The 24,551-nt window shown below is 35.3% G+C and carries 18 protein-coding genes and 5 tRNA genes; 4 read left to right on the forward strand and 19 right to left on the reverse strand.

Features of this window, described 5'->3' with window-relative positions; translation table 11 throughout:
- Positions 1 to 196: 196 nt before the first annotated feature.
- Positions 197 to 1,099: a hypothetical protein gene (locus Q5I06_RS02455; protein ID WP_305517610.1), complete on the forward strand. Its 903-nt coding sequence runs from the start codon at positions 197 to 199 to the stop codon at positions 1,097 to 1,099.
- Positions 1,100 to 1,274: 175 nt separating this feature from the next.
- On the opposite strand, the gene fusA is transcribed toward Q5I06_RS02455, so the two are convergent.
- The 17 genes from fusA to Q5I06_RS02540 all read right to left on the reverse strand — a co-directional run bounded on the left by fusA (position 1,275) and on the right by Q5I06_RS02540 (position 18,167).
- Positions 1,275 to 3,353, reverse strand: coding sequence for an elongation factor G (fusA, locus tag Q5I06_RS02460; protein ID WP_305517611.1), 2,079 nt, complete (start codon positions 3,351 to 3,353; stop codon positions 1,275 to 1,277).
- A 72-nt stretch (positions 3,354 to 3,425) separates the two neighbouring features.
- Positions 3,426 to 3,893: a 30S ribosomal protein S7 gene (gene rpsG, locus Q5I06_RS02465; RefSeq protein WP_305517612.1), complete on the reverse strand. Its 468-nt coding sequence runs from the start codon at positions 3,891 to 3,893 to the stop codon at positions 3,426 to 3,428.
- A gap of 12 nt (positions 3,894 to 3,905) precedes the next feature.
- A complete protein-coding gene (gene rpsL, locus Q5I06_RS02470) occupies positions 3,906 to 4,295 on the reverse strand; it encodes a 30S ribosomal protein S12 (protein ID WP_095295598.1) in 390 nt (129 codons plus the stop codon).
- Between the two features lie 82 nt (positions 4,296 to 4,377).
- The gene (locus Q5I06_RS02475) at positions 4,378 to 13,035 is read right to left on the reverse strand and encodes a DNA-directed RNA polymerase subunit beta/beta' (RefSeq protein ID WP_305517613.1); all 8,658 of its coding nucleotides are present in this window, start codon (positions 13,033 to 13,035) and stop codon (positions 4,378 to 4,380) included.
- A 158-nt stretch (positions 13,036 to 13,193) separates the two neighbouring features.
- Complete coding sequence (gene rplL / locus Q5I06_RS02480) at positions 13,194 to 13,565, reverse strand: 50S ribosomal protein L7/L12 (RefSeq protein WP_305517614.1); 372 nt, start codon at positions 13,563 to 13,565, stop codon at positions 13,194 to 13,196.
- A gap of 16 nt (positions 13,566 to 13,581) precedes the next feature.
- Positions 13,582 to 14,064, reverse strand: coding sequence for a 50S ribosomal protein L10 (rplJ, locus tag Q5I06_RS02485; RefSeq protein WP_305517615.1), 483 nt, complete (start codon positions 14,062 to 14,064; stop codon positions 13,582 to 13,584).
- Between the two features lie 96 nt (positions 14,065 to 14,160).
- Positions 14,161 to 14,865, reverse strand: coding sequence for a 50S ribosomal protein L1 (rplA, locus tag Q5I06_RS02490; protein WP_305517616.1), 705 nt, complete (start codon positions 14,863 to 14,865; stop codon positions 14,161 to 14,163).
- Between the two features lie 33 nt (positions 14,866 to 14,898).
- Complete coding sequence (gene rplK / locus Q5I06_RS02495; protein ID WP_305517617.1) at positions 14,899 to 15,324, reverse strand: 50S ribosomal protein L11; 426 nt, start codon at positions 15,322 to 15,324, stop codon at positions 14,899 to 14,901.
- 24 nt (positions 15,325 to 15,348) lie between these two features.
- Positions 15,349 to 15,882 carry a transcription termination/antitermination protein NusG gene (nusG, locus tag Q5I06_RS02500; protein WP_305517618.1) on the reverse strand — a complete coding sequence of 178 codons (534 nt, stop codon included), beginning with the start codon at positions 15,880 to 15,882 and terminating at the stop codon, positions 15,349 to 15,351.
- A gap of 12 nt (positions 15,883 to 15,894) precedes the next feature.
- Positions 15,895 to 16,074: a preprotein translocase subunit SecE gene (secE, locus tag Q5I06_RS02505; RefSeq protein ID WP_095295591.1), complete on the reverse strand. Its 180-nt coding sequence runs from the start codon at positions 16,072 to 16,074 to the stop codon at positions 15,895 to 15,897.
- Positions 16,075 to 16,110: 36 nt separating this feature from the next.
- Positions 16,111 to 16,186 (reverse strand) — tRNA-Trp (locus Q5I06_RS02510).
- A gap of 17 nt (positions 16,187 to 16,203) precedes the next feature.
- Complete coding sequence (gene rpmG, locus Q5I06_RS02515; protein WP_095273449.1) at positions 16,204 to 16,362, reverse strand: 50S ribosomal protein L33; 159 nt, start codon at positions 16,360 to 16,362, stop codon at positions 16,204 to 16,206.
- Positions 16,363 to 16,379: 17 nt separating this feature from the next.
- Entirely contained in the window at positions 16,380 to 17,579 is a 1,200-nt protein-coding gene (tuf, locus tag Q5I06_RS02520) for an elongation factor Tu (RefSeq protein ID WP_305517619.1), read from the reverse strand.
- 103 nt (positions 17,580 to 17,682) lie between these two features.
- Positions 17,683 to 17,757, reverse strand: a tRNA-Thr gene (locus Q5I06_RS02525).
- A gap of 57 nt (positions 17,758 to 17,814) precedes the next feature.
- A tRNA-Gly gene (locus tag Q5I06_RS02530) sits at positions 17,815 to 17,891 on the reverse strand.
- A 44-nt stretch (positions 17,892 to 17,935) separates the two neighbouring features.
- Positions 17,936 to 18,020: transfer RNA gene (locus Q5I06_RS02535), tRNA-Tyr, on the reverse strand.
- 71 nt (positions 18,021 to 18,091) lie between these two features.
- Positions 18,092 to 18,167, reverse strand: a tRNA-Thr gene (locus Q5I06_RS02540).
- A 203-nt stretch (positions 18,168 to 18,370) separates the two neighbouring features.
- Here Q5I06_RS02540 and Q5I06_RS02545 point away from each other — a divergent pair.
- The 3 genes from Q5I06_RS02545 (at position 18,371) to Q5I06_RS02555 (ending at position 21,978) form a co-directional block, all read left to right on the forward strand.
- Positions 18,371 to 19,768 carry a mannose-1-phosphate guanylyltransferase/mannose-6-phosphate isomerase gene (locus Q5I06_RS02545; RefSeq protein WP_305517620.1) on the forward strand — a complete coding sequence of 466 codons (1,398 nt, stop codon included), beginning with the start codon at positions 18,371 to 18,373 and terminating at the stop codon, positions 19,766 to 19,768.
- A gap of 102 nt (positions 19,769 to 19,870) precedes the next feature.
- Positions 19,871 to 20,983 carry a GDP-mannose 4,6-dehydratase gene (gene gmd, locus Q5I06_RS02550; protein WP_305517621.1) on the forward strand — a complete coding sequence of 371 codons (1,113 nt, stop codon included), beginning with the start codon at positions 19,871 to 19,873 and terminating at the stop codon, positions 20,981 to 20,983.
- Between the two features lie 32 nt (positions 20,984 to 21,015).
- Entirely contained in the window at positions 21,016 to 21,978 is a 963-nt protein-coding gene (locus tag Q5I06_RS02555; protein ID WP_305517622.1) for a GDP-L-fucose synthase family protein, read from the forward strand.
- 60 nt (positions 21,979 to 22,038) lie between these two features.
- Here the strand turns inward: Q5I06_RS02555 and Q5I06_RS02560 are convergent, their stop codons facing one another.
- Positions 22,039 to 23,262, reverse strand: a complete 1,224-nt coding sequence (locus Q5I06_RS02560) for a hypothetical protein (RefSeq protein WP_305517623.1) — start codon at positions 23,260 to 23,262, stop codon at positions 22,039 to 22,041.
- Positions 23,263 to 23,334: 72 nt separating this feature from the next.
- Positions 23,335 to 24,531, reverse strand: coding sequence for a hypothetical protein (locus Q5I06_RS02565; RefSeq protein ID WP_305517624.1), 1,197 nt, complete (start codon positions 24,529 to 24,531; stop codon positions 23,335 to 23,337).
- Between the last annotated feature and the right edge of the window lie 20 nt (positions 24,532 to 24,551).

Raw genomic sequence — 24,551 nt, forward strand, 5'->3', positions numbered from 1 at the left:
GATGAAGCGATGCTCTTTGGTGGTAAAGCTAATGCGATGGTATTAGATAATGAAGAGATGAAGAATACGCAAGGAGAAGGTTTTTTTCTAGGACTTTTAGGAGCTGCTCTCACTCCTGTTGCTGTTCAGTTTGGGAATTGGATTGGCGATAAACTATTTCGTTAAATCTTTTCAATCAAAATAAGCAGGAGAAAAAATGAAAAATATATATTTTCTTTTTATCCTAGCTCTTGCCCTCAATGTGGTCTCTGCCAGACCTCCCATAGAGGGTGATGTGCTAGATGGTAATGATTTTGTATTAGATGTAGATATTTCAAATTCCTTGACAAACCGACTAGGAAATACATCCGCTCCTTATCTTTCAGATATTTCCGGTATAAACGGTCAATATATTCCTATCCCTTCATATGTAAAAAGTGAAGACATTGTACAAAACAATGTGATGTTAAATCTTAATTTTAGATATGGACTTTTTAATTATTTTGAATTTTTTGCCAATGGAAATGGTTATTATCAATTTTCATCCTCCAGAGATGAAGGCGGTCTTACTAAAAAAATAAATTTTGCGAATGCAAATATTGGACTTATGGCTACATTATATAAAAGTGATACTTTCCGCCTTATTATAGGTGATAACTCAGATATCATAGATAATGCGATATTTAATAACTCTGATTCGCATATAAACTATTTCAAAGGGCATACATTTTTTATAAACCTAGTTTCAAGTGCAGGTAATGAAAATATTTTTTTCACTAGTGTAACACAACTCTACTATAGACTGAATATGACTCAAGCATACAACGATATGAGTTTTAAAAATGGTGATGAATATGGGGCAAGTGCATTTTTATACTTTGGTCAAAACAATACGCTTGGATTTGTAGGACTAAAGGGAACTATTAGAGATTCTGACACAATTGATGGTTTGCGTCTTAAAAACAATCATTTTAATGGATTTGGAACTGGTATTACAATTGGCGTAAAACACGATTTTAACGATCATTTTGGTGCAAAATTCTCTGTAAATTATATGAACTATGCGATAGATTATAATAGTAGTGATGCAAGCATAACTGTCGGATTTTATATTAAATAATCTACATTCAGATTCAAAATGAATCTGAATGTTTTAATCTATACATAACACTATTTTAGTTTTAATTTTTCATGGTGAGTAAAACTTAAGATATTTAAACTTGAGAAATAATTCATTACAAAAAAAAGATAATTCAATACTCTTAGATAAATCTAAAAGAATTGAATTATTAAGACTAGCCCTTGCGTTTTTCTACTATTTCCTTGGCGATATTGGATGGAACTTCTCCATAATGATCAAATTCCATTGAATAAGTTCCTCTACCCTGTGTTGCAGAGCGAAGATCTGTAGAATAACCAAACATCTCTGCTAATGGCACAAAGGCATTTACGATCTTAAGTCCCATTCTATCGTCCATAGAATTAATCTGTCCTCTCCTACGATTCAAGTCCCCAATAACATCTCCCATATATTCCTCTGGAATTTCGACCTCTACTTTCATCATCGGCTCAAGCAAAACAGGATTCGCATCTCTACAAGCATCTTTAAACGCCATAGAACCTGCGATTTTAAATGCCATTTCAGAAGAATCCACATCATGATAACTACCATCATAGAGCGTAACTTTAAAATCCACAACAGGATAACCAGCCAAAACGCCACTTTGCATAGCTTCTTGAATTCCTTTATCAACCGCAGGAATATATTCTTTTGGAATAACCCCACCTGAAATTTGATTGGAAAATTCGTAACCTTCGCCAGGCTCTTTAGGTTCTAGCTTAATAAATACATGCCCGTATTGACCTCTACCACCAGATTGTTTTGCATATTTACATTCTTTATTTACAGAAGACCTAATAGTTTCGCGGAACGCAACTTGAGGTTGTCCTATTTCAGCCTCAACTTTAAATTCCCTTTTTAAACGATCTACAATAATCTCTAGATGAAGTTCGCCCATACCACCTATAAGCGTCTGTCCAGTTTCCTCTTGTGTGCTTACTCTAAAGCTTGGATCTTCTTCTGCTAACTTGCCCAATGCCACACCCATCTTTTCTTGATCTGCTTTTGTTTTTGGCTCAACAGCAATATGAATAACAGGTTCTGGAAATTCCATTCTCTCTAGTATAACAGGAGCCTTATCATCGCATAGCGTATCTCCTGTTAGTGTGTCTTTAAGACCAACAAAAGCACAAATCTCTCCAGCATAAACTTCTTTTATATCTTCTCGTTTGTTAGAATGCATTTTTAAGAGTCTTCCAACACGTTCTTTTTTGCCTTTTGTAGAATTAAAAACATAGCTTCCTGACTCTAGCATCCCCCTATAAACACGAACAAATGTAAGTTGCCCCACAAAAGGATCTGTCATTATTTTAAATGCAAGTCCTGCAAAAGCTCCATTATCAGTAGATTCAACATGAATCTCTTCTTCTGTTTTAGGATCAATCCCTTTAATATCCACAACCTCTGTAGGAGAGGGTAAAAATTCAACAACCGCATCAAGGAGAGTTTGGACACCTTTATTTTTAAAAGACGATCCACAAAGCATTGGAATGAGACTCATATTGTGACAACCTATTTTAATGCCTTTTCTTATCTCTGTAGCAGTCAATTCTTCCCCGCCTAAATATTTTTCCATCAAATTTTCATCTTGTTCAGCAGCAGCTTCAATAAGTCTTTCTCGATATTCTTTTGCCTTATCTATAAGATCTGCAGGTATTTCTTCAATATCGTATTTAGCACCCATTGTCTCATCATTCCAGACAATAGCTCTCATCTCAATAAGATCAACAACCCCCTTAAAAGTATCTTCTGCTCCAATTGGAATATTAATAGGAACAGGATTAGCTTTTAATCTTTGTTTGATCTGAGATTCAACATTGTAGAAATTAGCTCCAATTCTATCCATTTTATTTACAAAAACCATTCTTGGAACACCGTATTTATTCGCTTGTCTCCAAACAGTCTCACTCTGTGGCTGAACTCCACCAACTGAACAAAACACAGCAACAGCACCATCTAAGACCCTCATAGATCTTTCAACTTCAATCGTAAAATCAACGTGTCCAGGAGTATCAATAAGATTTATTTGACAATCTTTCCAATAACAGGTTGTCGCAGCAGATGTAATGGTGATACCCCTTTCTTTTTCTTGTTCCATCCAGTCCATAGTCGCTGCACCATCATGCACTTCACCTATTTTATGACTGACGCCTGTATAAAAAAGTATTCTCTCTGAAGTAGTTGTCTTTCCAGCATCAATATGAGCAGCTATACCGATATTTCTGATTCTTTCTAATGGTGTTTTTCTTGCCATTTTTTTCCTTAATTTGAAAATTTTATATGATAGATGAAGTTCAAAGAAGAGAGTGATAAAATCACTCTAAAATTACCATCGATAATGAGCAAAAGCTTTGTTTGCCTCAGCCATTTTATGCACATCTTCCTTTTTTTTGAATGCTGCACCCTTATCACCTGCAGCATCCATCAATTCATTTGCCAATCTATCTGTCATTGTTCGTTCATTTCTCTTTCTTGTTGCTTCAAGTATCCATCGAATAGATAAAGACTGCTGTCTAACAGGTCTAACTTCTACAGGAACCTGATAAGTTGCCCCGCCAACCCTTCGACTTCTTACTTCAACCAAAGGTTTTACCTTTTCGAGTGCCTTCTCAAATACCTCAATCCCCTTTTCTCCACTTTTTTCTTCAATTTTATTAAATGCAGCATAAATGATTTTTTCAGCAATGCTTTTTTTACCATCATACATCATTTTATTGATAAACTTCGTTACAACCTTATTGCCATAAATAGGATCACCCAAAATCTCTCTTGTTGGAGCTTTTCGTCTTCTCATTTAATTCCTTCCTTATTTTTTATCAGAACCAGCTTTAGCTTTTTTTGCACCATACTTACTTCTAGAAACCGTTCTTTTCGCAACACCAGCAGTATCTAATGCACCTCTAATTATATGATACTTAACACCAGGTAAGTCTTTTACCCTTCCACCTCTAACAAGTACGATAGAGTGCTCTTGGAGATTATGACCTTCTCCAGGAATATAACTGATAACTTCAACCTTACTTGTAAGTCTAACTTTAGCAACTTTTCTCAAAGCTGAGTTAGGTTTCTTTGGTGTTGTCGTATAAACACGTGTGCAAACACCTCTTCTTTGAGGACATTCCAACAATGCTGGAGACTTGGTTTTCTTAATAACTTTCTTTCGTTCTTTTCTGACTAACTGATTGATGGTTGGCACTATTTAATTCCTTTTGTAAATTTAAATAAATGGTGTAATTCTACACCAAAAAATCTTTTATTTATCTTAGATAGACAAATATTTAGTCTTGCATATCTAGCTTAACAACAAATTTCTTGTTTTTATAAAGACCTGTTCCTACAGGAATCATTCTTCCTAAAACAACATTCTCCTTTAAGTCTTCCAAGAAGTCTTTCTTCGCAGCGATACTTGCCTCAGTGAGAACCTTTGTAGTCTCCTGGAAAGAAGCAGCTGAAATAATACTATCGCTTCCTATTGCTGCTCTTGTAATACCCAATAAAATTGGCTCGGCTATAGCAGGTTCACCGCCTAATCTAATAGTTTTTTCATTTTCATCTTTAAAATGTCTCTTACTAATAAGATCGCCTTCAATAAATTTAGTATTCCCGCTATCTACAATTCTTACTTGTCGCAACATTTGAGAGACAATTATCTCTATGTGTTTATCAGCGATACTAACCCCTTGTCGTCTATAAACCTGTTGAACCTCACTTACAATATATTTATGTAATTCTTTCTCACCACTAATCCTTAAAATATCATGGCTTGAAACCACGCCATCTGTCATCGCTTCTCCAGCATGAACAAACTCTTCAGCATGAACTAAAATCTGCTTGTTTTTATCCACAAGATATTCTGTACTCCTTCCGTCATCGGAAGTGACAATGATACGCTCTTTGTTTCTGATAGGTTTTCCAAAACTTACGACTCCGTCTATTTCTGATAAAATCGCAATATCTTTTGGTTTTCTTGCTTCAAATAGCTCAGAAACCCTAGGAAGACCTCCAGTAATATCTCTAGATTTAACTGTGGCTTTTGGTGTTTTTGCCAAAATATCAGCAACTTCAACCTTCGAACCCTCTGTAACAGAAATAGAAGTTTTAGGCTCAAGTACATATCTTAGCACCTCACCTTTCCCGCAATCAACCAAAATACTAGGTTTATATCCAGCAGGAATATACTCATTCACGACTAAATTGGTCGTACCTGTATTTTCATCTTCTTTTTCTGCAACCGTCACACTTGGAATAATATCTTCAAATTTAACAACCCCGGCTTTATCTGAAATAATTGGATTATTATAAGGATCCCAAAGTGCAATGATATTTTTAATATCGGACTCGGGCTCTGCAAGGAGAGTTTGTGGATCGACCTTGCTATTATCACCTACCAATATTTTCGAACTTCTTGCTAGATAATGCCTGATAGCCTCTCTTCCATTTTCGTCAGCAACAACAGCAAAAATACCTTTTTCTTTGACGATATGTCCTTCTTTGATATCTTTGTTTCGCTGCAAATGATCTGCCTCTAATGTATAGTATTTTACAACGCCCTTTTCTTTGGCATAAATTTTTTGAGCAATAGGAGCATTATCATCTACGACAATTTCACTTGCATATGGAATACGGTTTGGTATATTCCATCCATCTTTTATAATATCAACGATACTTCCACCTGCCTTTACGCGATGACCAGTGCTATAAGGCAAAAATATCTTACCTTCAATTTTACCGCTCACCCCTGCAAGTTCATTTGGTTTAGCTACATCACCTTTTCTTAATATAAACTTACTTTCCTGTTTATCGTTATTTACACTTACAATCACTTCATCATGAACATTATCAATTTTAAGCACTCCATCAAATGGTGCTTTTATTTTGGGCTCCACAACCAATACAGCGGCATTTCTTCTATTAGCCACGATATTTTTACCCTCTTTATTTTTGTAGGTTTTTAAATTGTAATACCTGATAAAGCCTTCTTTTTCTGCCAAAATCTCTCTCTCTTCTTGACTTCTAGAAGCTGTTCCTCCGACGTGGAATGTCCTAAGTGTAAGTTGAGTTCCGGGTTCACCAATAGATTGAGCTGCAATAACCCCTACTGCTTCTCCTGGTTTGGACATTTTTCCTTCCCCAAGATTGAGACCATAACATTTTGCACAAACACCTTTTTCAGCCTTACAAGTAACAGGTGTTCTAATGATAGCTGACTTAACTCCAGATTCTGTAATTTTCTTCGCTTTTTCTTCATCAATAAGTGTTCCTGCACTCAAGAGAATTTCACTTGTGATTGGATCAATGATGTCTTCAGCTAACACTCTACCAAAAATTCTCTCTTCTAGTGGTTCAATAAGCTCACTACCCACTGTAATATCAGTAATCTCAATACCTTCGTGAGTGCCACAATCTTCCATGATAACCTTAACATTTTGAGAAACGTCGATAAGTTTTCTTGTCAAATACCCTGCATTCGCTGTTTTAAGAGCGGTATCAGCAAGACCTTTTCTAGCTCCGTGAGTAGAGTTAAAATATTCCAAAACATTCAAACCTTCCTTGAAGTTCGAAATAATAGGAGTTTCAATAATAGTGCCATCTGGTTTCGCCATCAACCCTCTCATGGCCGAAAGTTGTCTAATCTGAGCTGCAGAACCTCTAGCACCAGAATCAGCCATCATATAGATAGAGTTAAACCCTCCCTTATCAGCCTCAACCAATGCCATCATCTCTTTGCCCATTTTATTGTTTGTATCTGTCCAGATATCTATAATTTTATTATATCTCTCTTGTTCAGTTAGCAAGCCTTGATCGTATTGAGCTTGAATTTTTTTGACCTCATTTTTTGCTACGCTCACTACTTTTTGCTTATCTTGCGGAACAATAATATCATCTGCAGAGATTGAAATTCCTGCTTTTGTTGCATACTGGAACCCTAAATTTTTAAGATTATCCAAGAAAGTTGCAGTCATACCAATACCGCCCTCTTTATAAACATAATCAATAAGAGCACTAATATCTTTCTTTTTCATCACTTTGTTCCATAAATTTACAGGAACAAAATCTGGCAAAACAGATTTTAAAATTAATCTACCTGCTGTTGTATGCAACACTCTACGTTCAATAACAGTGCGGATTTTAGCATTGATATCTAATTCATCTGAATCGATGGCTATCATAATTTCATTAATATTTCCAAATAATTTATGCTCACCTTTTACACCATTTCTCTCCAAAGAAAGATAATACAACCCTAGAACCATATCCTGACTAGGAACTGCTACCGCCTTACCACTAGCAGGTAATAAAATATTCATAGGACTTAGCATTAATATTTTGCACTCAGCAATCGCTTCTTGAGATAAAGGTATATGAACCGCCATTTGATCCCCGTCAAAGTCAGCATTAAATGCGGAACAGACAAGGGGGTGGAGCTGGATAGCTTTTCCGTCAATCAATTTAGGATGGAAAGCCTGTATAGATTGTTTATGCAAAGTTGGAGCACGGTTAAGTAGCACAGGATAACCCTCTACAATTTGTTGCAAACACTCCCAAACCTCATTTGTCTTCTGCTCGATCATCTTTCTAGCTTGTTTTAATGTTGTGGCATAGCCCTTCTCTTCTAATTTTGCCAAAAGATGTGGTTTGAAAAGTTCTAAAGCCATGTTTTTAGGCAAACCACACTGATCCATCCTGAGGTTTGGTCCTACTACAATAACACTTCTTCCAGAGAAATCAACGCGTTTTCCAAGTAGATTTTGTCTAAATCTTCCTTGTTTGCCCTTAATAATTTCAGAAAGAGATTTTAGAGGTCTTTTATTTGCACCTTTAACAGCATTTGCATTTCTTCCATTATCAAATAATGCATCCACTGCTTCTTGAAGCATTCTTTTTTCATTCCTAACAATTATTTCAGGGGCATCTAACTCCATCAACCTTTTTAATCTTTGGTTTCTGTTAATAACCCTTCGATACAAATCATTCACATCACTCACGGCAAACTTTCCACCATCAAGTGCTACAAGAGGTCTTAAATCAGGTGGCAACACTGGCAAAACAGTAAGCATCATCCATTCTGGACGATTACCAGAATTCAAGAAGCTTTCTACAACTTTTAATCTCTTGACAATAGTTTTCTTTTTTGCCTCAGAGTTTGTACCCTTTACTTCTTCTCTAAGATTTTGTAACAATACAGTTAAATCTAGTTGTTCTAGCAGTTCTTTTACGGCTTCACCACCCATTTGGGCAACAAATCCCTTATCTTCAAATCTTTGATAAATATTTTGATACTGCTCCTCATTCAAAACATCGTATTTCATTACAGGCTTAGTAGATTCATTATCATAAAATGCCTCACCAGGATCTTTTACGATGTAGGCCTCATAATAGAGCACTCTCTCTAAATCTTTCATCTTCACACCAAGCAATGTACCAATCCTGCTAGGAAGCGAACTCACATACCAAATATGAGCAACTGGAGTTACAAGCTCAATGTGCCCCATTCGAGACCTTCGAACTTTTGAACTTGTGACTTCAACGCCACATTTTTCACAAACAATGCCTTTATATCGAGGCTTCTTATATTTACCACACAAGCATTCATAATCGCGAACAGGTCCAAAAATCTTGGTACAAAATAGTCCATCTCTTTCTGGTTTAAGTGTTCTATAGTTGATAGTTTCGGGTTTTTTAACTTCGCCATGGCTCCAAGAATGGATTTTTTCTGGACTAGCCAATACCAATTGGAAAGAATTAAAATCTTTAGGTCGTTCTTCTTCTTTGACAACAATTGGTTTGGGATTCCCATCTTCATCAATATCGTCACCAAAAATATTCACATCTAATGCCAAAGATTGAAGTTCTTTTGTTAGAACATAGAAGGTCTCAGGTATCTCAGATTCGCCAACATGCTCACCTTTTGTAATGGCTTTATAGGCATTCTCTCTTCCTTTAACATCATCTGATTTTACAGTGAGCATCTCTTTGAGCGTATGTGCTGCCCCATAAGCCTCTAATGCCCACACTTCCATCTCTCCAAATCTTTGTCCCCCAAACAACGCCTTACCCCCAACTGGTTGTTGTGTAACAAGTGAATAAGGTCCTGTGCTTCTCGCATGAACTTTTTCATCTACGAGATGATGGAGTTTGAGCATATACATATAGCCGACATTAACCCTTTCTCTCATTTTCTCGCCTGTCTTTCCATCATATAAAGCTATTTTGCCATCAGTAGCAATTTTTGCCATTTCAAATAATTTATTGAATTTTTCTTGAGAAATCCCTTCAAACACAGGAATAGCAAACTTGACCCCATTACTCCAATCTCTTGCATAATCAAGCAATTCTTGATCGGAACATTTTTTGATAACATCAATAATATCAGGCTCAGCTTCATTGACTATTTCTGCTATTTCCAACATTTTTGCACGAAGCTCCTTAACAAAAGCTCCTTTCTGTTGTTCTAAAATCTCTAAAAGTTGATGACCAAATTGTTTGCCTACCAACCCTAGATGAACTTCTAGAATTTGTCCAATATTCATACGACTTGGAACACCCAAAGGATTCAAAACAATATCAACAGGTTCTCCATCTGAAGTGTAAGGCATATCAACAGCAGGAACGATATTGGAAACAATACCTTTGTTTCCATGTCTTCCAGCCATTTTATCTCCGACTTTTAGTTTTCTTTTTGTGGCGATATATATCTTAACTTGTTTGACAACACCGCTTGGAAGAATATCATCTTTTTCCAGAATAGAGAGTTTTTCTTCGTGCTCTTCTCCTAATGTTTTTTTCTGCTCCAAGAAATTAGTCTTGATTTGTTCATATTGTGCCTGAACAGCCTTTGAATAACTTTTAACCAAGGTATTAAGTGCAAATCGATTGATATTGGCAATCTCACCTTTGGGTATCATATCACCTTTTTTATATTTCTTTTCATTGATAAGAGCATCAGCATCTAACTTTTCTTTAGAAAGCATCAGGCTTATTCTTAACATTTCTTCGCGATTGAGCATTGTCAGTCTATCATGATGTTCAATATCCAAAACTGCTTTTTCTTCTTCATAAGCACTGATAGCTCTAGAATCCTTTTCGTAGCCTTTTTTGGTAAATATCTTTACATCAACAACTGTTCCTTCCAATGAAGGAGGACAATACAAAGATTTATTTACAACATGTCCCGCTTTTTCGCCAAAAATAGCTCTTAAAAGTCTTTCTTCAGGTGTGGGTTTTACTTCGCCTTTTGGAGAAACTTTTCCAACCAAAATCATGCCGCCACTAACATAGGTTCCAATTTTTACAATACCACTTCCATCAAGATGAGCGATTTCTTCCTCGCGAACATTTGGAATATCTGAAGTGATCTCTTCTATCCCGTGTTTAAGCTCTCTTGCTTCAATTTCTTTTTCATAGATATGAATAGAAGTAAAAGCATCTTCTTTAATCACTCTTTCGCTTACAACGATCGCATCCTCAAAGTTATAACCATTCCAAGGCATAAACGCAACTCTAATATTTTTACCCAAAGCCAATTCGCCATTATCCATGCTTGGACCATCTGCAATGACTTGATCTTTTTCAACTACATCACCCATTTTAACAATAGGTTTTTGCGTGAAGCTAGTATTTTGGTTGGTTCGTAGATTTTTTTGCAACGAATAAGAGTCAATATAGGCACCATTTTCATCTTCACCTAAAATATAAATATTTCTAGCATCCACTTTTTCAACCACGCCACCTCTGAGAGCTTTGATTGCTTCCCAAGAATCTCTTGCAATAATTCTCTCTATACCTGTTCCGACTATCGGAGCATCTGGACGCAATAAAGGTACAGCCTGACGTTGCATATTTGATCCCATTAAGGCTCGGTTTGCATCATCGTGTTCAAGAAATGGAATTAATGAAGCAGCAACACCTACTAGCATTCTAGGACTAAGATCGATCAAGGTAACTTTGCTTTTCTCATTGAGCATAATTTCTCCCCCAACCCTTGTTTCAATCAAGTCTTCAACAATCATTCCTTTGTCATTTATTTTTGCACTCGCTGGGGCGATAATATGTCCGTCCTCTTGAGTAGCAGTTAAATATACGATTTCATCAGTTACTCTACCATTTATAACTTTTCTATAGGGAGCCTCTATGAAACCTAGATCATTTACTCTGGTGAATGTAGAAAGGGTATTAATCAAACCAATATTTTGACCTTCTGGTGTTTCTATTGGACAAATCCTTCCATAATGGGTAGGATGAACATCTCTTGCCTCAAAACCAACTCTTTCTTTTACTAAACCACCCTCTCCAAGTGCTGAGAGTCTTCTTTTATGAGTAACTTCAGAAAGCGGATTAGTCTGATCCATAAATTGCGAAAGCTGTCCGCCAGTGAAAAACTCCATAATAGTGCTTGTGATCATTTTAGAATTAATCAAATCATGTGGCATAATCGTATCAAAAGCACCGCTCATTGTTGTAAGTTTATCTCTAATAGCTTTCTGCATTTTGACAAGACCTGTATGAAGCTCATTTGCCAATAACTCTCCAATGGATCTTATTCTTCTATTTCCGAGATGATCTCTATCGTCAATTCTACCCTGCCCATTTTTAACCTTCACCAAATATTTTACGGTTTCTATTACATCTTCATGTGTTAAAACAGTTACATAATCAGGTACATTCAGTCCAAGCTTATGATTCATCTTCATTCTACCCACTCGAGTCAAATCATATCTTTCAGGTTCAAAGAATAGCTGTTTTACAAACTGTTTGGCAACATCTTTGGTAACTGGTTCTCCAGGTCTCATAACTTTATAAATTCTAATAGCTGCCAAGTCATTTTCATCATCTATTTTTTCAGTTTGCTTGAGCAATCTTAAAGATTCAGCATCTGCTACAAATGAATTAATAATTGAATTGTCAAATCCTAAAGCCAAGTCATTAGCAATAGTAAATTCTTTAATTTTTAATTCCTTTAACTTCTTGAGTTTTCCCTCATCAAGCTGTGCAAGAGTATCAAGAATAATTTCTCCTGTTTTTTTATCTATGATGGGCTCTGCTAAATGGCGATTGAGCAAAATTTCTGAAGGATATTCAATCCATTCAAGCCCCTTCTCTTGAAGTTCTTTTGCTTTTTTAGCAGTCAATCTTTTTCCTGCAGGAATTACAATCTCTCCATTAGAATCTTTAATATCAAACTCAATTCTGCCATCGAAATCACTTGGATTAAAGGGTATAAGATATTTATTTTTATCATATCTAACATTCAACAAAGGATAAAACATCCTTACAATGTCTTGTTTGCTATATCCCATTGCCCTAAAAAGTATGGTAACTGGAACCTTTCTACGTTTATTGATTCGAACAAACAAAGTATCTTTTGCATCATATTCAAAATACAGCCAAGATCCTCTATCAGGAATAATCTGTCCTGTATAAATTAGCTTATTTAAAGATGAACTTGACTCTTCTTCTTTAAAAATTACGCCCGGGCTTCTATGAAGTTGATTTACTACAACTCTTTCTACACCATTAATAATAAATGATGTTCTGTCAGTCATTAAAGGAATTTCACGAATAAATATACTCTGTTCTTTGATATCTTTAATGCCTGTTTTTTCACCTTTTTCATCCTTATCCCATAGAATAAGTCTAACTTTTATTTTTAAAGGGATTGCATAAGTAATCCCTCTTTCCATAGCTTCTCTAATTGTATATTTTGGTTTTCCAAACTCGCATCCAGCATACTCCAGAGTAATTCTATTTTGAGCATCCTGAATGGGAAATATTGATTTAAAAACTTTTTCTATTCCACTTTCTCTATCATCTTTAGGAGACAAAAAAGAATCATAACTATCTCTTTGCAATAACAATAAATTTGGGACTTCCAAACTTTGTGGTAATTTTGTAAAATCTATTCGTAATCTATTTTTTGTTTTAACTTTTGTTGGCATAATTTTAACCTTCGCTCAGTGGAATTTAAGAAGAGTCAAACACTCCAAATAAATTCAATTTCTAAACATTAAATTTATCTGGAGTGTCTATAAATACAAATAGCCCAAAAAATAGATTATCTATCTTTTGGGCAAAAACTAAATCTTTACGCTGAAAATTATTTAATTTCAACTTTAGCACCAGCATCTTCAAGTTTTTTCTTAAATGCTTCAGCGTCTTCTTTATTTACACCTTCTTTGATATTATGGGGCGTATTTTCTGTGGCATCTTTAGCTTCTTTAAGTCCAAGACCAGTAATTTCTCGAACAGCTTTGATGACATTAATTTTATTCGCACCACTATCAAGTAAAACAACATTAAATTCTGTTTTTTCTTCTGCGACCGCACCACCAGCAGCAACTGCCCCAGCAACAACTGTGGGAGCTGCACTAACTCCAAATTTCTCTTCAAAAGCCTTAACAAGTTCTGATAATTCAAGAACTGACAAGCCTCCAATATAATCTAAAATCTCTTCTTTTGTAATAGCCATAATAGTCTCCTTGTTTTTATTCTTGTTCTTTTTGCTTTTTAAGATTGTCTAATCCAGTGACAAAATATCTTGCCGGAGCTGTCCAAACAGACAAAAGCATACCAATAAGCTCATCTCTACTAGGCAATTTAGAAATAGCCATAATATGATCTAGCTCAACTCTTTCTCCATCAAAGCATCCAGTCTTAATCGCAAATTTATCTTTGTTTGCTTCACCAAATTTTGCAACTAATTTAGATAAACCTATCTGATCATTTCCCCAAATAAAAATGTTAGTGTCTTTCAAATCTAGATCAGGATACCCAGCATTACTCATAGATATTTTAGCCAAAGTATTTTTAATAACCTGAACCTTAACCTGCTCTTTTCTTGCAGACATTCTGAGTTCTTCTAAACTTTTTACTGTCAGACCCTTATAGTCACAAACAAGCAATGCGGAAGCATTCTTGAATTCTGAACTTAAATGCTCTACCATTTGAGTTTTTTCATTTTTGGTCATTTTTCCTCCTTTCCAGACTAGACTTCTACAAGGTGATTTCTCAATTAAGCATAGCCCTTGTTGTCTTCAGTCTAAAGATAAAGCTATTTTATGAACTTACTTCACATCCATAAGCTCTTGCGAGTCAAGTTTAATAGAAGGAGACATTGTCAATGACAAAATTCCACCTCGAATATATTTCCCCTTAGCACTAGCAGGTTTTAGTCTATTAACCATTCTTACTAATTCTAACATATTTTCTTTAATTTTATCTTCAGTAAAACTAACCTTGCCTATAGGAGCGTGAATATTTCCCTTTTTATCAACCCTAAAATTAACTTGACCACTTTTTGCATTTGTAACAGCTTTTGCTATATCCATAGTGACCGTACCTGTTTTTGGATTTGGCATTAAACCCTTTGGTCCAAGTATTCTACCAACTTTTCCAACAAGTGCCATCATATCAGGGGTAGCAATCACCATATCAAAATTCAAGTTACCATTTTTTATATCTTCAGCCAAATCATCATCACCAACTACATCTGCTCCAGCATTTCTAGCTTCATCAGCCTTCAATCCTTTTGCAAAAACAGCGACTCTTACTTTTTTTCCAGTGCCGTGGGGTAATACAACAGCCCCTCTTATCATTTGATCGGCATGTCTTGGGTCAACGCCAAGCTTAAGAGCTAATTCAACAGTCTCATCAAATTTAGCAGAAGCTAAAGTTTTAATTGTACTCACTCCAGTGCTTATATCATATGTGCGATTACTATCAATTTTTGAAAGCAAACCTTGCAATCTTTTGGCTACCTTTTTTTCCATACCATAAACTCCAATAATTAAATTATTTTAAAATCAATCAATGATTTCTATACCCATACTTCTTGCACTACCAGCTACAATCTTCTTTGCAGCATCGAGTGTATTTGCATTTAAATCTTCCATTTTAAGATTTGCTATTTCTTCAAGCTGTGCTTGAGTTAGCTTAGCAATCTTGTTTTTCAAAGGATTGTCTGAGCCTTTTGTAATATTTGCAGTCTTTTTTATCAAATCAGTCACAGGTGGCTTCTTTGTGATAAAAGTAAAGCTCTTGTCCTGATAGATAGTGATAACAACTGGAATATTAAAATTTCCCATATCCTTAGTCTTCTCATTGAACGCCTTGCAAAACTCCATAATATTAACACCTCTTTGACCAAGAGCAGGACCTACAGGTGGTGAAGGATTTGCCTTACCAGCAGGGATTTGAAGTTTTAATTCACCAACAACTTTCTTTGCCATATTATTTCCTTAAAAATATTTTGTTTATACTATTTTTTCTACTTGTGAATATAGTATTTCTATAGGAGTATTTCTACCAAAAATAGAAACATTTAATTTCAATTTTCTATGTTCAATATCATATTCCTCAACTGTTGCTGTAAAATTAGCAAAAGGTCCTTCTACAATCCTTACCACTTCACCAGATTCAAAAGATATTTTTGGTTTAGGTGCTGCACGATTCTTGACCTTTTCAAGAATATGATTAATATCAGCTTCTCCTAAAGGTGTGGGTTTTTTGCTCTCACCTATAAAACGTGCAACTTTAGGTAAAGATTGTATTCTATGCCAAAGAGCAGTATCTAAATCAACTTTGATAAAAACATAACCAGGGTATAAACTCTGCTCTGTAACTTTATTTTTAGTCTTTTTTGAAACATCAATGATATCCTCTGTAGGAACAACTATTTCCTTCAAACGATCACCAATTTGATACTCTTTAACAAGATTCTCAATTGCTCTTTTAACAGCCTGCTCACTACCCGAATAAGTCTGTATAGCATACCAATCTAATGACATAAATTCTCCTACTTACAGAATACTAGATACAGAAGCAGACAAAATAAGATCAACCAATGCCAAGAACAAAGTAATAACGGTTACTACGATAACCACCGATATTAAAGCATTTCTTATTTGCTCTTTTGTAGGAAAAATTACCTTCGATAATTCTTCTTTAGCTAATCTATAATATGTAAATATTTTTTTCATAAAATCTCACTTCTAAATTATAACCCAATTTAAAAATGGCAGGCCAGGAGGGACTCGAACCCCCAACACTCGGTTTTGGAGACCGATGCTCTACCATTAGAGCTACTGACCTATAAGCTAGGAAAATTCCTAGCTTTTTAGCTTAACTTCCTTATGGACAGTATGTTTGTTAAGCCTAGGGCAGAACTTTTTGAGCTCCAGTTTTTCTGTATTTGTTTTAGCGTTTTTTGTTGTGCTGTAGTTAATATCACCACATTCAGAACATTTTAGCCCTATTTTAACCTTCATTTTTATTTCCTAAGTTGTTATTCAATAATCTTAGTTACAACACCAGCACCGACAGTTCTACCGCCTTCTCTGATAGCAAACTTAGTTCCTAATTCCAAAGCAATAGGACTGATCAATTCTACATTGATTTTAATATTATCTCCAGGCATAACCATTTCAACACCTTGTGGTAATCTAATCGCACCAGTTACATCTGTAGTTCTAACATAAAATTGCGGTCTATAGTTATCAAAAAATGGTGTATGTCTTCCACCCTCTTCTTTTGAGAGAACATAAATTTCACCTTCAAATTTTTTGTGAGGAGTAATAGAACCTGGTTTACATAAGACCATACCTCTTTCAACTTCTTCTTTCTTGGTTCCTCTTAGAAGAACACCGACATTATCACCAGCTTCTCCTTTGTCTAGTTCTTTTCTAAACATTTCAACACCAGTAACAGTAGTTTTTTGAGTATCTCTAATACCCACGATTTCTACCTCATCTCCAACTTTTACAACACCTCTTTCAATTCTACCTGTAACAACAGTTCCACGTCCAGCGATAGAAAATACATCTTCCACAGGCATCAAGAAAGTCTTATCAGTATCTCTTTCTGGAGTTGGAATATATCTATCAACTTCAGCCATAAGCTTTAATACTTTTTCTCCCCACTCTCCAACATTGCCAGATTTTGCTTCATCTAATGCTTTCAAAGCAGATCCTGCTACAATAGGAGTATCATCACCTGGAAATTCATAAGCACTCAAAAGTTCTCTAACTTCCATTTCAACCAAGTCAAGTAATTCTTGATCATCTACCATATCCTGTTTATTTAAGAAAACTACGATATATGGAACTCCAACTTGTCTAGAAAGAAGTATATGCTCTCTAGTTTGTGGCATAGGACCATCTGCTGCAGATACAACCAAGATAGCTCCATCCATCTGAGCAGCACCTGTAATCATATTTTTAACATAGTCTGCGTGTCCAGGACAATCTACGTGTGCATAATGTCTATTTTCTGTCTCATATTCAATATGAGAAGTTGCAATTGTAATCCCTCTTTCTTTTTCTTCTGGAGCATTGTCTATATTATCATAGTCTTTCATTTCTGCAAGACCCTTTAGAGACAAAACAGCAGAAATAGCGGCACTTAGAGTAGTTTTACCATGATCTACGTGACCAATTGTCCCAATATTAACATGGGGTTTATTCTTGACAAATTTTTCCTTCGCCATTGTTTTCTCCTGAAATAAATTTGAATTTTGATTCTAATAAAAGTGTCCTTATAATAATGTTAAACAAAATATTAAAAACACAAATACCAAAATCTAGAAAAACTGGAGCCCATAAGCGGAATTGAACCGCCGACCTCTTCCTTACCAAGGAAGTGCTCTACCCCTGAGCTATATGGGCAAGTTTTGGAGCTATAAAAAACTTTTAAGTTTTATGAAGTTCAGCTCCCAGTTAAAATGGAGCGGGAAACGGGGCTCGAACCCGCGACCCTCAGCTTGGAAGGCTGATGCTCTAGCCAACTGAGCTATTCCCGCATCTTGCAAAAACTATAAAACAGCACTCAAATCAGATGATCTAGTGGTGGTGAGACGTGGATTCGAACCACGGAAGACATAGTCAGCAGATTTACAGTCTGCCCTCGTTGGCCACTTGAGTATCTCACCCAACAGCTGAAATTATAGTTCAATTAACACTGGTCAAACACTGAATCAGAGAATTCTGTTTAAGGTTTGAATGGAGCTGGTTAAGGGACTTGAACCCCCGACCTGCTGCTTACAAGGCAGCTGCTCTACCAACTGAGCTAAACCAGCAAACTAAAAAACACCCTGCAATTTATTAAAGCAAGGGCGGAATTATATTAAAATTTCACTAGCTTTGTCAAGTGCCATAAGAATATTCCGAAACATTATGAAAAATTTAATTCCATTAATTTATTGATATATTTTTTCTAATTTTCATATTATAATACATTATTTAGAAATTCGTTTATAATCAAAAATAGGATACTGCACTTATGACAATAGCAATACTTTGTGGCGGTTCAGGAACAAGACTTTGGCCACTTTCTCGGTCTTTACTGCCTAAACAGTTCGCTCCACTTTTGGAGAGTGGTTCATTTTTTACGCAAACCCTCCTTAGAAATGCTCCTTTAATAAAGTCTCATAATGCACATTTTCAAATTATTGCAAATGAAGTAAATTATTTTATTGCCCAAGATCAGGCAAAACAGGCAAAAGTAGAGATACAAAGTTATATTTTAGAAACAATCGGAAAAAATACAGCACCTGCCCTCTGTCTAAGTGCATTGGATACTGCTTTTAAATATGATAAAGATGAGATTATTTTAGCACTCCCTAGCGATCATCTCATCAAAGATTCAAAAGCTTACCAAAAAGCTATACAAGAAGCTATAGAATATGCAAAAAATGACTATCTAGTAACATTTGGAATAAAGCCTAAAAGCCCTCACACTGGTTATGGATATATAGAATGTGAAAAAAATGGTAATGTTAAAAAATTTACCGAAAAACCAGACCAAAAACTTGCACAAACATATCTTGAAGAAGGAAATCATTTCTGGAATAGCGGAATGTTCTGTTTTAAAGCCTCTGTTTTTTTAGATGAATTGCAACGATATTCAAAAAAAGTCTATGATGCCTGTATTGTAGCCTATGAAAATTCAGATCACAATGAAATATATACTCGTATAAACTCTGAGCTTTCTGAAAAGATTCCTGAAATAAGTATAGATTATGCACTAATGGAGAAGAGCAAAAAAATCAAATGTGTTATTGGAGATTTTTCTTGGAGTGATGTAGGAAGCTTTGAATCCTTAAATGATGAATGGCCAAAGGATACTCAAGGAAACGCTTCAAGAAATGATATTATCGCAAAAAATAGCGAAAATAATTTTATACTCTCGGATAAATTTGTAGCAACTATTGGTATAAAGGATTTGATTATAGTAGATACAAACGATTCGTTACTTTTAGCAAAAAAGGGTGAATCTCAGGCTATAAAAGATATTGTCACAGAGCTTAAAAAAACTCGCCCAGAACTTACTCAAATCCATACGACAGCTTACCGTCCATGGGGAAGTTATACAGTGCTTTTGGAATCATCTAATTATAAAATCAAACAAATCATTGTTAAACCTAAATGTAGGCTTAGTTTGCAGAAACATTTCCATAGAAATGAACATTGGGTGGTAGTGAGTGGAAGTGCAAATGTTAAAAGTGGAGACAAAGAAATTTTTCTTAAGGCAAATGAATCTACCTATATTCCAATGGGGCAGTTGCATCGATTAGAAAATCAAGGCAAAATCGATCTTGTTATCATTGAAATACAAGTTGGGGAATATCTAGGCGAAGATGATATTGTTAGAATTGAAGATGATTTTAGAAGATGCTAATCTCTCCACACAAAACAAAAAAACAATGTAACATATCAAAAGGTTCCAAAAATTTAAAGTTTGTTGTGTTAAAATTATCCAAATAATCTAGCAAGGACATGGATGAAAGTTGCACTAATTACAGGTATCACAGGACAAGATGGAGCATATTTAGCCGAATTTCTACTTAAAAAAGGGTATGTAGTACACGGAGTGAAGCGTAGAAGCTCCCTATTTAATACCGATAGAATAGATCATCTCTATCAAGATCCCCATATTCAAAATCGTGACTTCATCCTGCATTATGGAGATATGACCGATTCAATGAATCTAACTCGCATAATCCAAGAAGTTCAGCCTGATGAGATCTATAATCTAGCAGCAATGAGCCATGTGGCAGTATCATTTGAAACACCTGAATACACCGCAAATGCTGATGGTATAGGAACATTGAGAATTCTTGAAGCTGTAAGACTTTTAGGATTAAAAGAAAAAACAAAAATATACCAAGCATCTACAAGTGAATTATTTGGCAAAGTTCAAGAAATTCCTCAAAAAGAAACCACCCCATTTTATCCACGTTCTCCTTATGCTTGTGCAAAACTATATGCTTATTGGATCACTATCAATTATCGCGAAGCATACAATATATTTGCTAGTAATGGCATATTGTTTAATCACGAAAGCCCTATACGTGGTGAAACTTTCGTAACTCGTAAAATAACTCGCGGGGTAGCAAAAATAGCACTTGGACTTCAAGATAAACTCTATCTTGGTAATCTATCTGCAAAAAGAGACTGGGGACATGCCAAAGACTACATAAGAATGATGTGGATGATTCTTCAAGCAAAGGAAGCTGAAGATTGGGTCATTGCTACAGGTATCACAACTGAAGTTCGTGAATTTGTAAAATTAGCTTTTGAGGAAGTCGGTATCAATATTGAATTTCGCGGAGAAGGCATTCAGGAAAAAGGCTATGTAGTTAAATGTGAAAACAAAGATTTTCAGCTTCCTATAGGAAAAGAAGTCATAAATGTCGATGAACGTTATTTCCGTCCAACAGAAGTTGAACTCCTTATAGGAGACGCAAGCAAAGCAAAAAATAAACTTGGGTGGGTCCCAGAATATGATCTTAAAAGCCTTATAAAAGATATGATGCAATCAGATATTAAACTCGTTCAAAAAGATAAATATCTTCAAAAAGGTGGTTATGAGATTTTGAGCTACTTTGAATAATCGTAGTTTTTGAGTTTCAAATAAGGATAGAAATGAAGTTAGATTCTAAAATTTTTGTAGCAGGTCATAATGGTCTAGTCGGAACAGCCATCAAAAAAGCTCTTTTATCAAAGGGTTATCAAAATCTTGTACTTAAAACGCGATCTGAATTGGATTTAAGCAGTACCATAAAAGTAGAGGAATTCTTTCAAAAAGAAAAGCCAGAATATGTTTTTTTGGCAGCCGCAAAAGTGGGAGGAATTATCGCTAACAATACTTATCGTGCTGATTTTATTTATGAAAATCTGATGATTCAAAATAACATTATCTATAGTGCTTACAAAAATGGGGTTAAAAAATTACTCTTCTTGGGATCAAGCTGCATCTATCCAAAGAATGCTCCTCAGCCTATAAAAGAAGAATACCTATTAACAGATACATTAGAATATACCAATGAGCCCTACGCAATTGCTAAAATTGCAGGACTTAAAATGTGTGAAGCTTTCAATTTGCAATATGGCTGTAACTTTATTTCTGTAATGCCAACAAACCTTTATGGTGAAAATGACAATTTTGATCTTAATACTTCTCATGTGCTTCCTGCATTAATACGAAAATTTTATGAAGGAAAGCTGAATAAGTCAAACTCTGTAGAAGTATGGGGAAGCGGTAATCCTAGAAGAGAGTTTTTACACAGTTCCGACATGGCACAAGCCTGTATTTATATTATGGAAAATATTAATTTTAACGATCTCATAAACAACTCAAAAGAAATTCGCAACACTCATATTAATATCGGGTATGGAAGCGATGTAAGCATCAAAGAATTAGCAACTTTAATAAAAAATATAGTGGGCTTTGATGGAGAAATCATTTATGACAAATCCAAACCTGATGGTACTTATCAAAAGCTTTTAGATACTTCCAAGCTAAACTCTCTAGGATGGAAACCAAAAATCACACTGGAGAAAGGTGTCAAAGAAGTTTTTGAGTGGTATATTAATCAGAAGAAATAATGCAATATAAAAAAGAATAAAAAATATCAAGCCTTTAAAAGGCTTGATGAATTCAAACTATCAAAAAGATAGTTTTGCAAATATAACGGCATTGTTTTGCTGAACAGCCTTGCTTTGAAAACCATTACTCACATAACCACCGCCAATATCAAGTGCTAGATCATTTTTTGCCTTAAAGACATTCCATGAAAGAATCGCAGAAAATTCATTATAATCTCCATTTGCGTAAAGCAAATCAAAATTAACAATCTCACTCTCAAATCCCGCAAAAATATACCAGCTACTCACATTTTGACCAAAATAGCTAGATTTGCTAGGTGTCAAATAGGTTGTCCCATAAAATCGGCTTCTATCATTGATGGTATAAATACCGTTGTTTTTCCCTACAGAATACCAACCTGCACCCACTTTAACCATATTTTTGAATCGCACTTCCTCGTCTGCCCAAAACAAAAAGGTATCATCGCTATCCACGCCTATTATATTTTGCCACAAAACTCTGCCTGAAGTGATAGATTTGATACTTGCGTCATTACCAAACTCCAACGCAACTTTTGTTCCTGCTTGGATCATTGAATGGTTACCTGCATTAGTTTCATCACCATAATATCCATATCCACCTAACCAATAATGGACAAATGGATCGATTTTGAGAAACCCTAAATCGATATTGATACCACCAGCAAATAGGTCTCTATTACCAATATCAAAATGGTTGAAACTAGAAGAATAACGATCAAAACTACTTATTTCAGAACCAAAGCGATTTGGTTTATAACCATAAGTAGCGTAATCATTTACCCAAGTCGCCCAAACGCCAAAATATTTGCTATCCCATTTAGCAGCTACGCCCTGAGTATGTCCAGCGATCCAATCAGATTTTAAAAACTCTGTATCAAATCGTCCTACCGCTAATTCTATCTGACCATCGTATTTTACATACAAGTCAGACAAATCTCCATATTTTTTGGTATATCTTGACTCTCCATAAGTATAGCCATTACCTGTATAGTCTTTTGGACTTCCATAAAATCCATATCCACCCCAACCGGCTGCACCAATGTGAAGATTTCCAAATCCTATATCCAAACCTAATTGAGCTGTCAATCCTGCATAATCTGCATTTTTATATTCGCCATTTGAATAATCAAAAGCTTTATTTCCATTTGAAAAACCTTTATTGAAAGTCCCTCCAATATGCCCAAATACATCATAATCAGCAGCACTAAGACTACCCAAAAGAGCTCCTGCTAATGCAAACGAACCAAAAATCTTGTTTTTCATTTCCTATTCCTTAATATAGAATTTTTTATGCACACATTAGCTAAATCGTCAAAATAAAATCTTTTTTTAGTCCTAATAAGAGAATTTACCAAAAAATATCAATGAACTATTTCCTATACTAGCAGGAGCTTTTGAAGAATACGCATATACATATCCTGCACCGGCATTGAATTTCATATTTTTATGTTGCCAAAGTTTATAATCTGCAACCAATGAATACTCTTGATAATTTCCAAATGCTACCATTGCATCCAATCTCACCCTATTGACCTCTAAGCCACCGAAAACATAGCCTGTTATAGTATCGTTAGCAAAATAAATTGCTGGAACACCTGGTGAATTGATTCCTCTACCATAGAACCTGGTTCTATCACTAAAGGTATAAAGAGAACCTTTTTTATCTGCTCCAATCACAGCATAAAAACCTGCCCCAAAATTGAACATCTTATATTTAATGGCCTCATCAATCCAAATAAGTCCAGAAATATCATCTCCAGCCACTCCGTCTGTATCACCATATTGAAACATACCTCTTAAGAGTGTAGTAGAATAAAAACCACTGCCTATACTTGTCGCATAACCAGCCTTAGCACCTACTTGCACTAATACACCTTTTGTTGTTGTTGGCAATTGAGTATCAATAAGCACAAAAGGAGAAATTCTAAAGGCCTTATAGGTATAATCAACCCCAGCGGCAATCACTTCACCACCAACATATTTATTTTTCTTACCTCCAGAATTATACGCCACGAGGGAATTGAGTTCTGTAGCAATTCGGTTGCCTTGTTGGCCACTATATTGATAACCATTATAGAGCATTGAATCCATATAGATTCCCCAATAATTCATTCCCCTATCATGAATTTTTATAGAAGCTCCCTGAATATTCCCTGCTATCCAATCAAACTCAGCAAAATCTGTGTTATATCTTCCAAGTGCAAATTTTAATTTATCTGTGTTGTATTTAACAAAAGCATCTGAAATATCACCTGTGTTATCGTATGGCTTGTTTGATCCTGGAATAGTATCATTATTAAATACACTCCAAGCTCCAATAGCACCTAGTCCTAAACTCCAGTTATTGTCTAATAAAAAATTCGCTCCAGCTCTTGCGGTCAGTCCTATATAACTATGAGGGCTTGATTCAATCCCTTGATTATACAAGGCACCCAAATACCCATAAGGGTCAACTGTAACCTCAAGTGCTTCTAACTGACTTGCACCAAAAAAAGCACAAGAAATAACTGAGCCTAAAATAAACTTTTTCATGAAACTCTCCTACAAAATAT

The sequence above is a fragment of the Helicobacter cappadocius genome (assembly GCF_030688855.1).
Taxonomy (GTDB): domain Bacteria; phylum Campylobacterota; class Campylobacteria; order Campylobacterales; family Helicobacteraceae; genus Helicobacter_J; species Helicobacter_J cappadocius.

Coding starts and splice junctions, on each gene's coding strand:
- fusA (WP_305517611.1), bottom strand. CDS start 3,353: ATGGCAAGAAAAACACCATTAGAAAGAATCAGAAATATCGGTATAGCT.
- Q5I06_RS02565 (WP_305517624.1), bottom strand. CDS start 24,531: ATGAAAAAGTTTATTTTAGGCTCAGTTATTTCTTGTGCTTTTTTTGGT.
- Q5I06_RS02475 (WP_305517613.1), bottom strand. CDS start 13,035: ATGCCAACAAAAGTTAAAACAAAAAATAGATTACGAATAGATTTTACA.
- Q5I06_RS02545 (WP_305517620.1), top strand. CDS start 18,371: ATGACAATAGCAATACTTTGTGGCGGTTCAGGAACAAGACTTTGGCCA.
- rplA (WP_305517616.1), bottom strand. CDS start 14,865: ATGGAAAAAAAGGTAGCCAAAAGATTGCAAGGTTTGCTTTCAAAAATT.
- nusG (WP_305517618.1), bottom strand. CDS start 15,882: ATGTCATTAGATTGGTATGCTATACAGACTTATTCGGGTAGTGAGCAG.
- Q5I06_RS02560 (WP_305517623.1), bottom strand. CDS start 23,262: ATGAAAAACAAGATTTTTGGTTCGTTTGCATTAGCAGGAGCTCTTTTG.
- rplL (WP_305517614.1), bottom strand. CDS start 13,565: ATGGCTATTACAAAAGAAGAGATTTTAGATTATATTGGAGGCTTGTCA.
- gmd (WP_305517621.1), top strand. CDS start 19,871: ATGAAAGTTGCACTAATTACAGGTATCACAGGACAAGATGGAGCATAT.
- secE (WP_095295591.1), bottom strand. CDS start 16,074: ATGAAAAAAATATTTACATATTATAGATTAGCTAAAGAAGAATTATCG.
- rpsG (WP_305517612.1), bottom strand. CDS start 3,893: ATGAGAAGACGAAAAGCTCCAACAAGAGAGATTTTGGGTGATCCTATT.
- Q5I06_RS02455 (WP_305517610.1), top strand. CDS start 197: ATGAAAAATATATATTTTCTTTTTATCCTAGCTCTTGCCCTCAATGTG.
- rpmG (WP_095273449.1), bottom strand. CDS start 16,362: ATGAAGGTTAAAATAGGGCTAAAATGTTCTGAATGTGGTGATATTAAC.
- tuf (WP_305517619.1), bottom strand. CDS start 17,579: ATGGCGAAGGAAAAATTTGTCAAGAATAAACCCCATGTTAATATTGGG.
- Q5I06_RS02555 (WP_305517622.1), top strand. CDS start 21,016: ATGAAGTTAGATTCTAAAATTTTTGTAGCAGGTCATAATGGTCTAGTC.
- rplK (WP_305517617.1), bottom strand. CDS start 15,324: ATGGCAAAGAAAGTTGTTGGTGAATTAAAACTTCAAATCCCTGCTGGT.
- rplJ (WP_305517615.1), bottom strand. CDS start 14,064: ATGACCAAAAATGAAAAAACTCAAATGGTAGAGCATTTAAGTTCAGAA.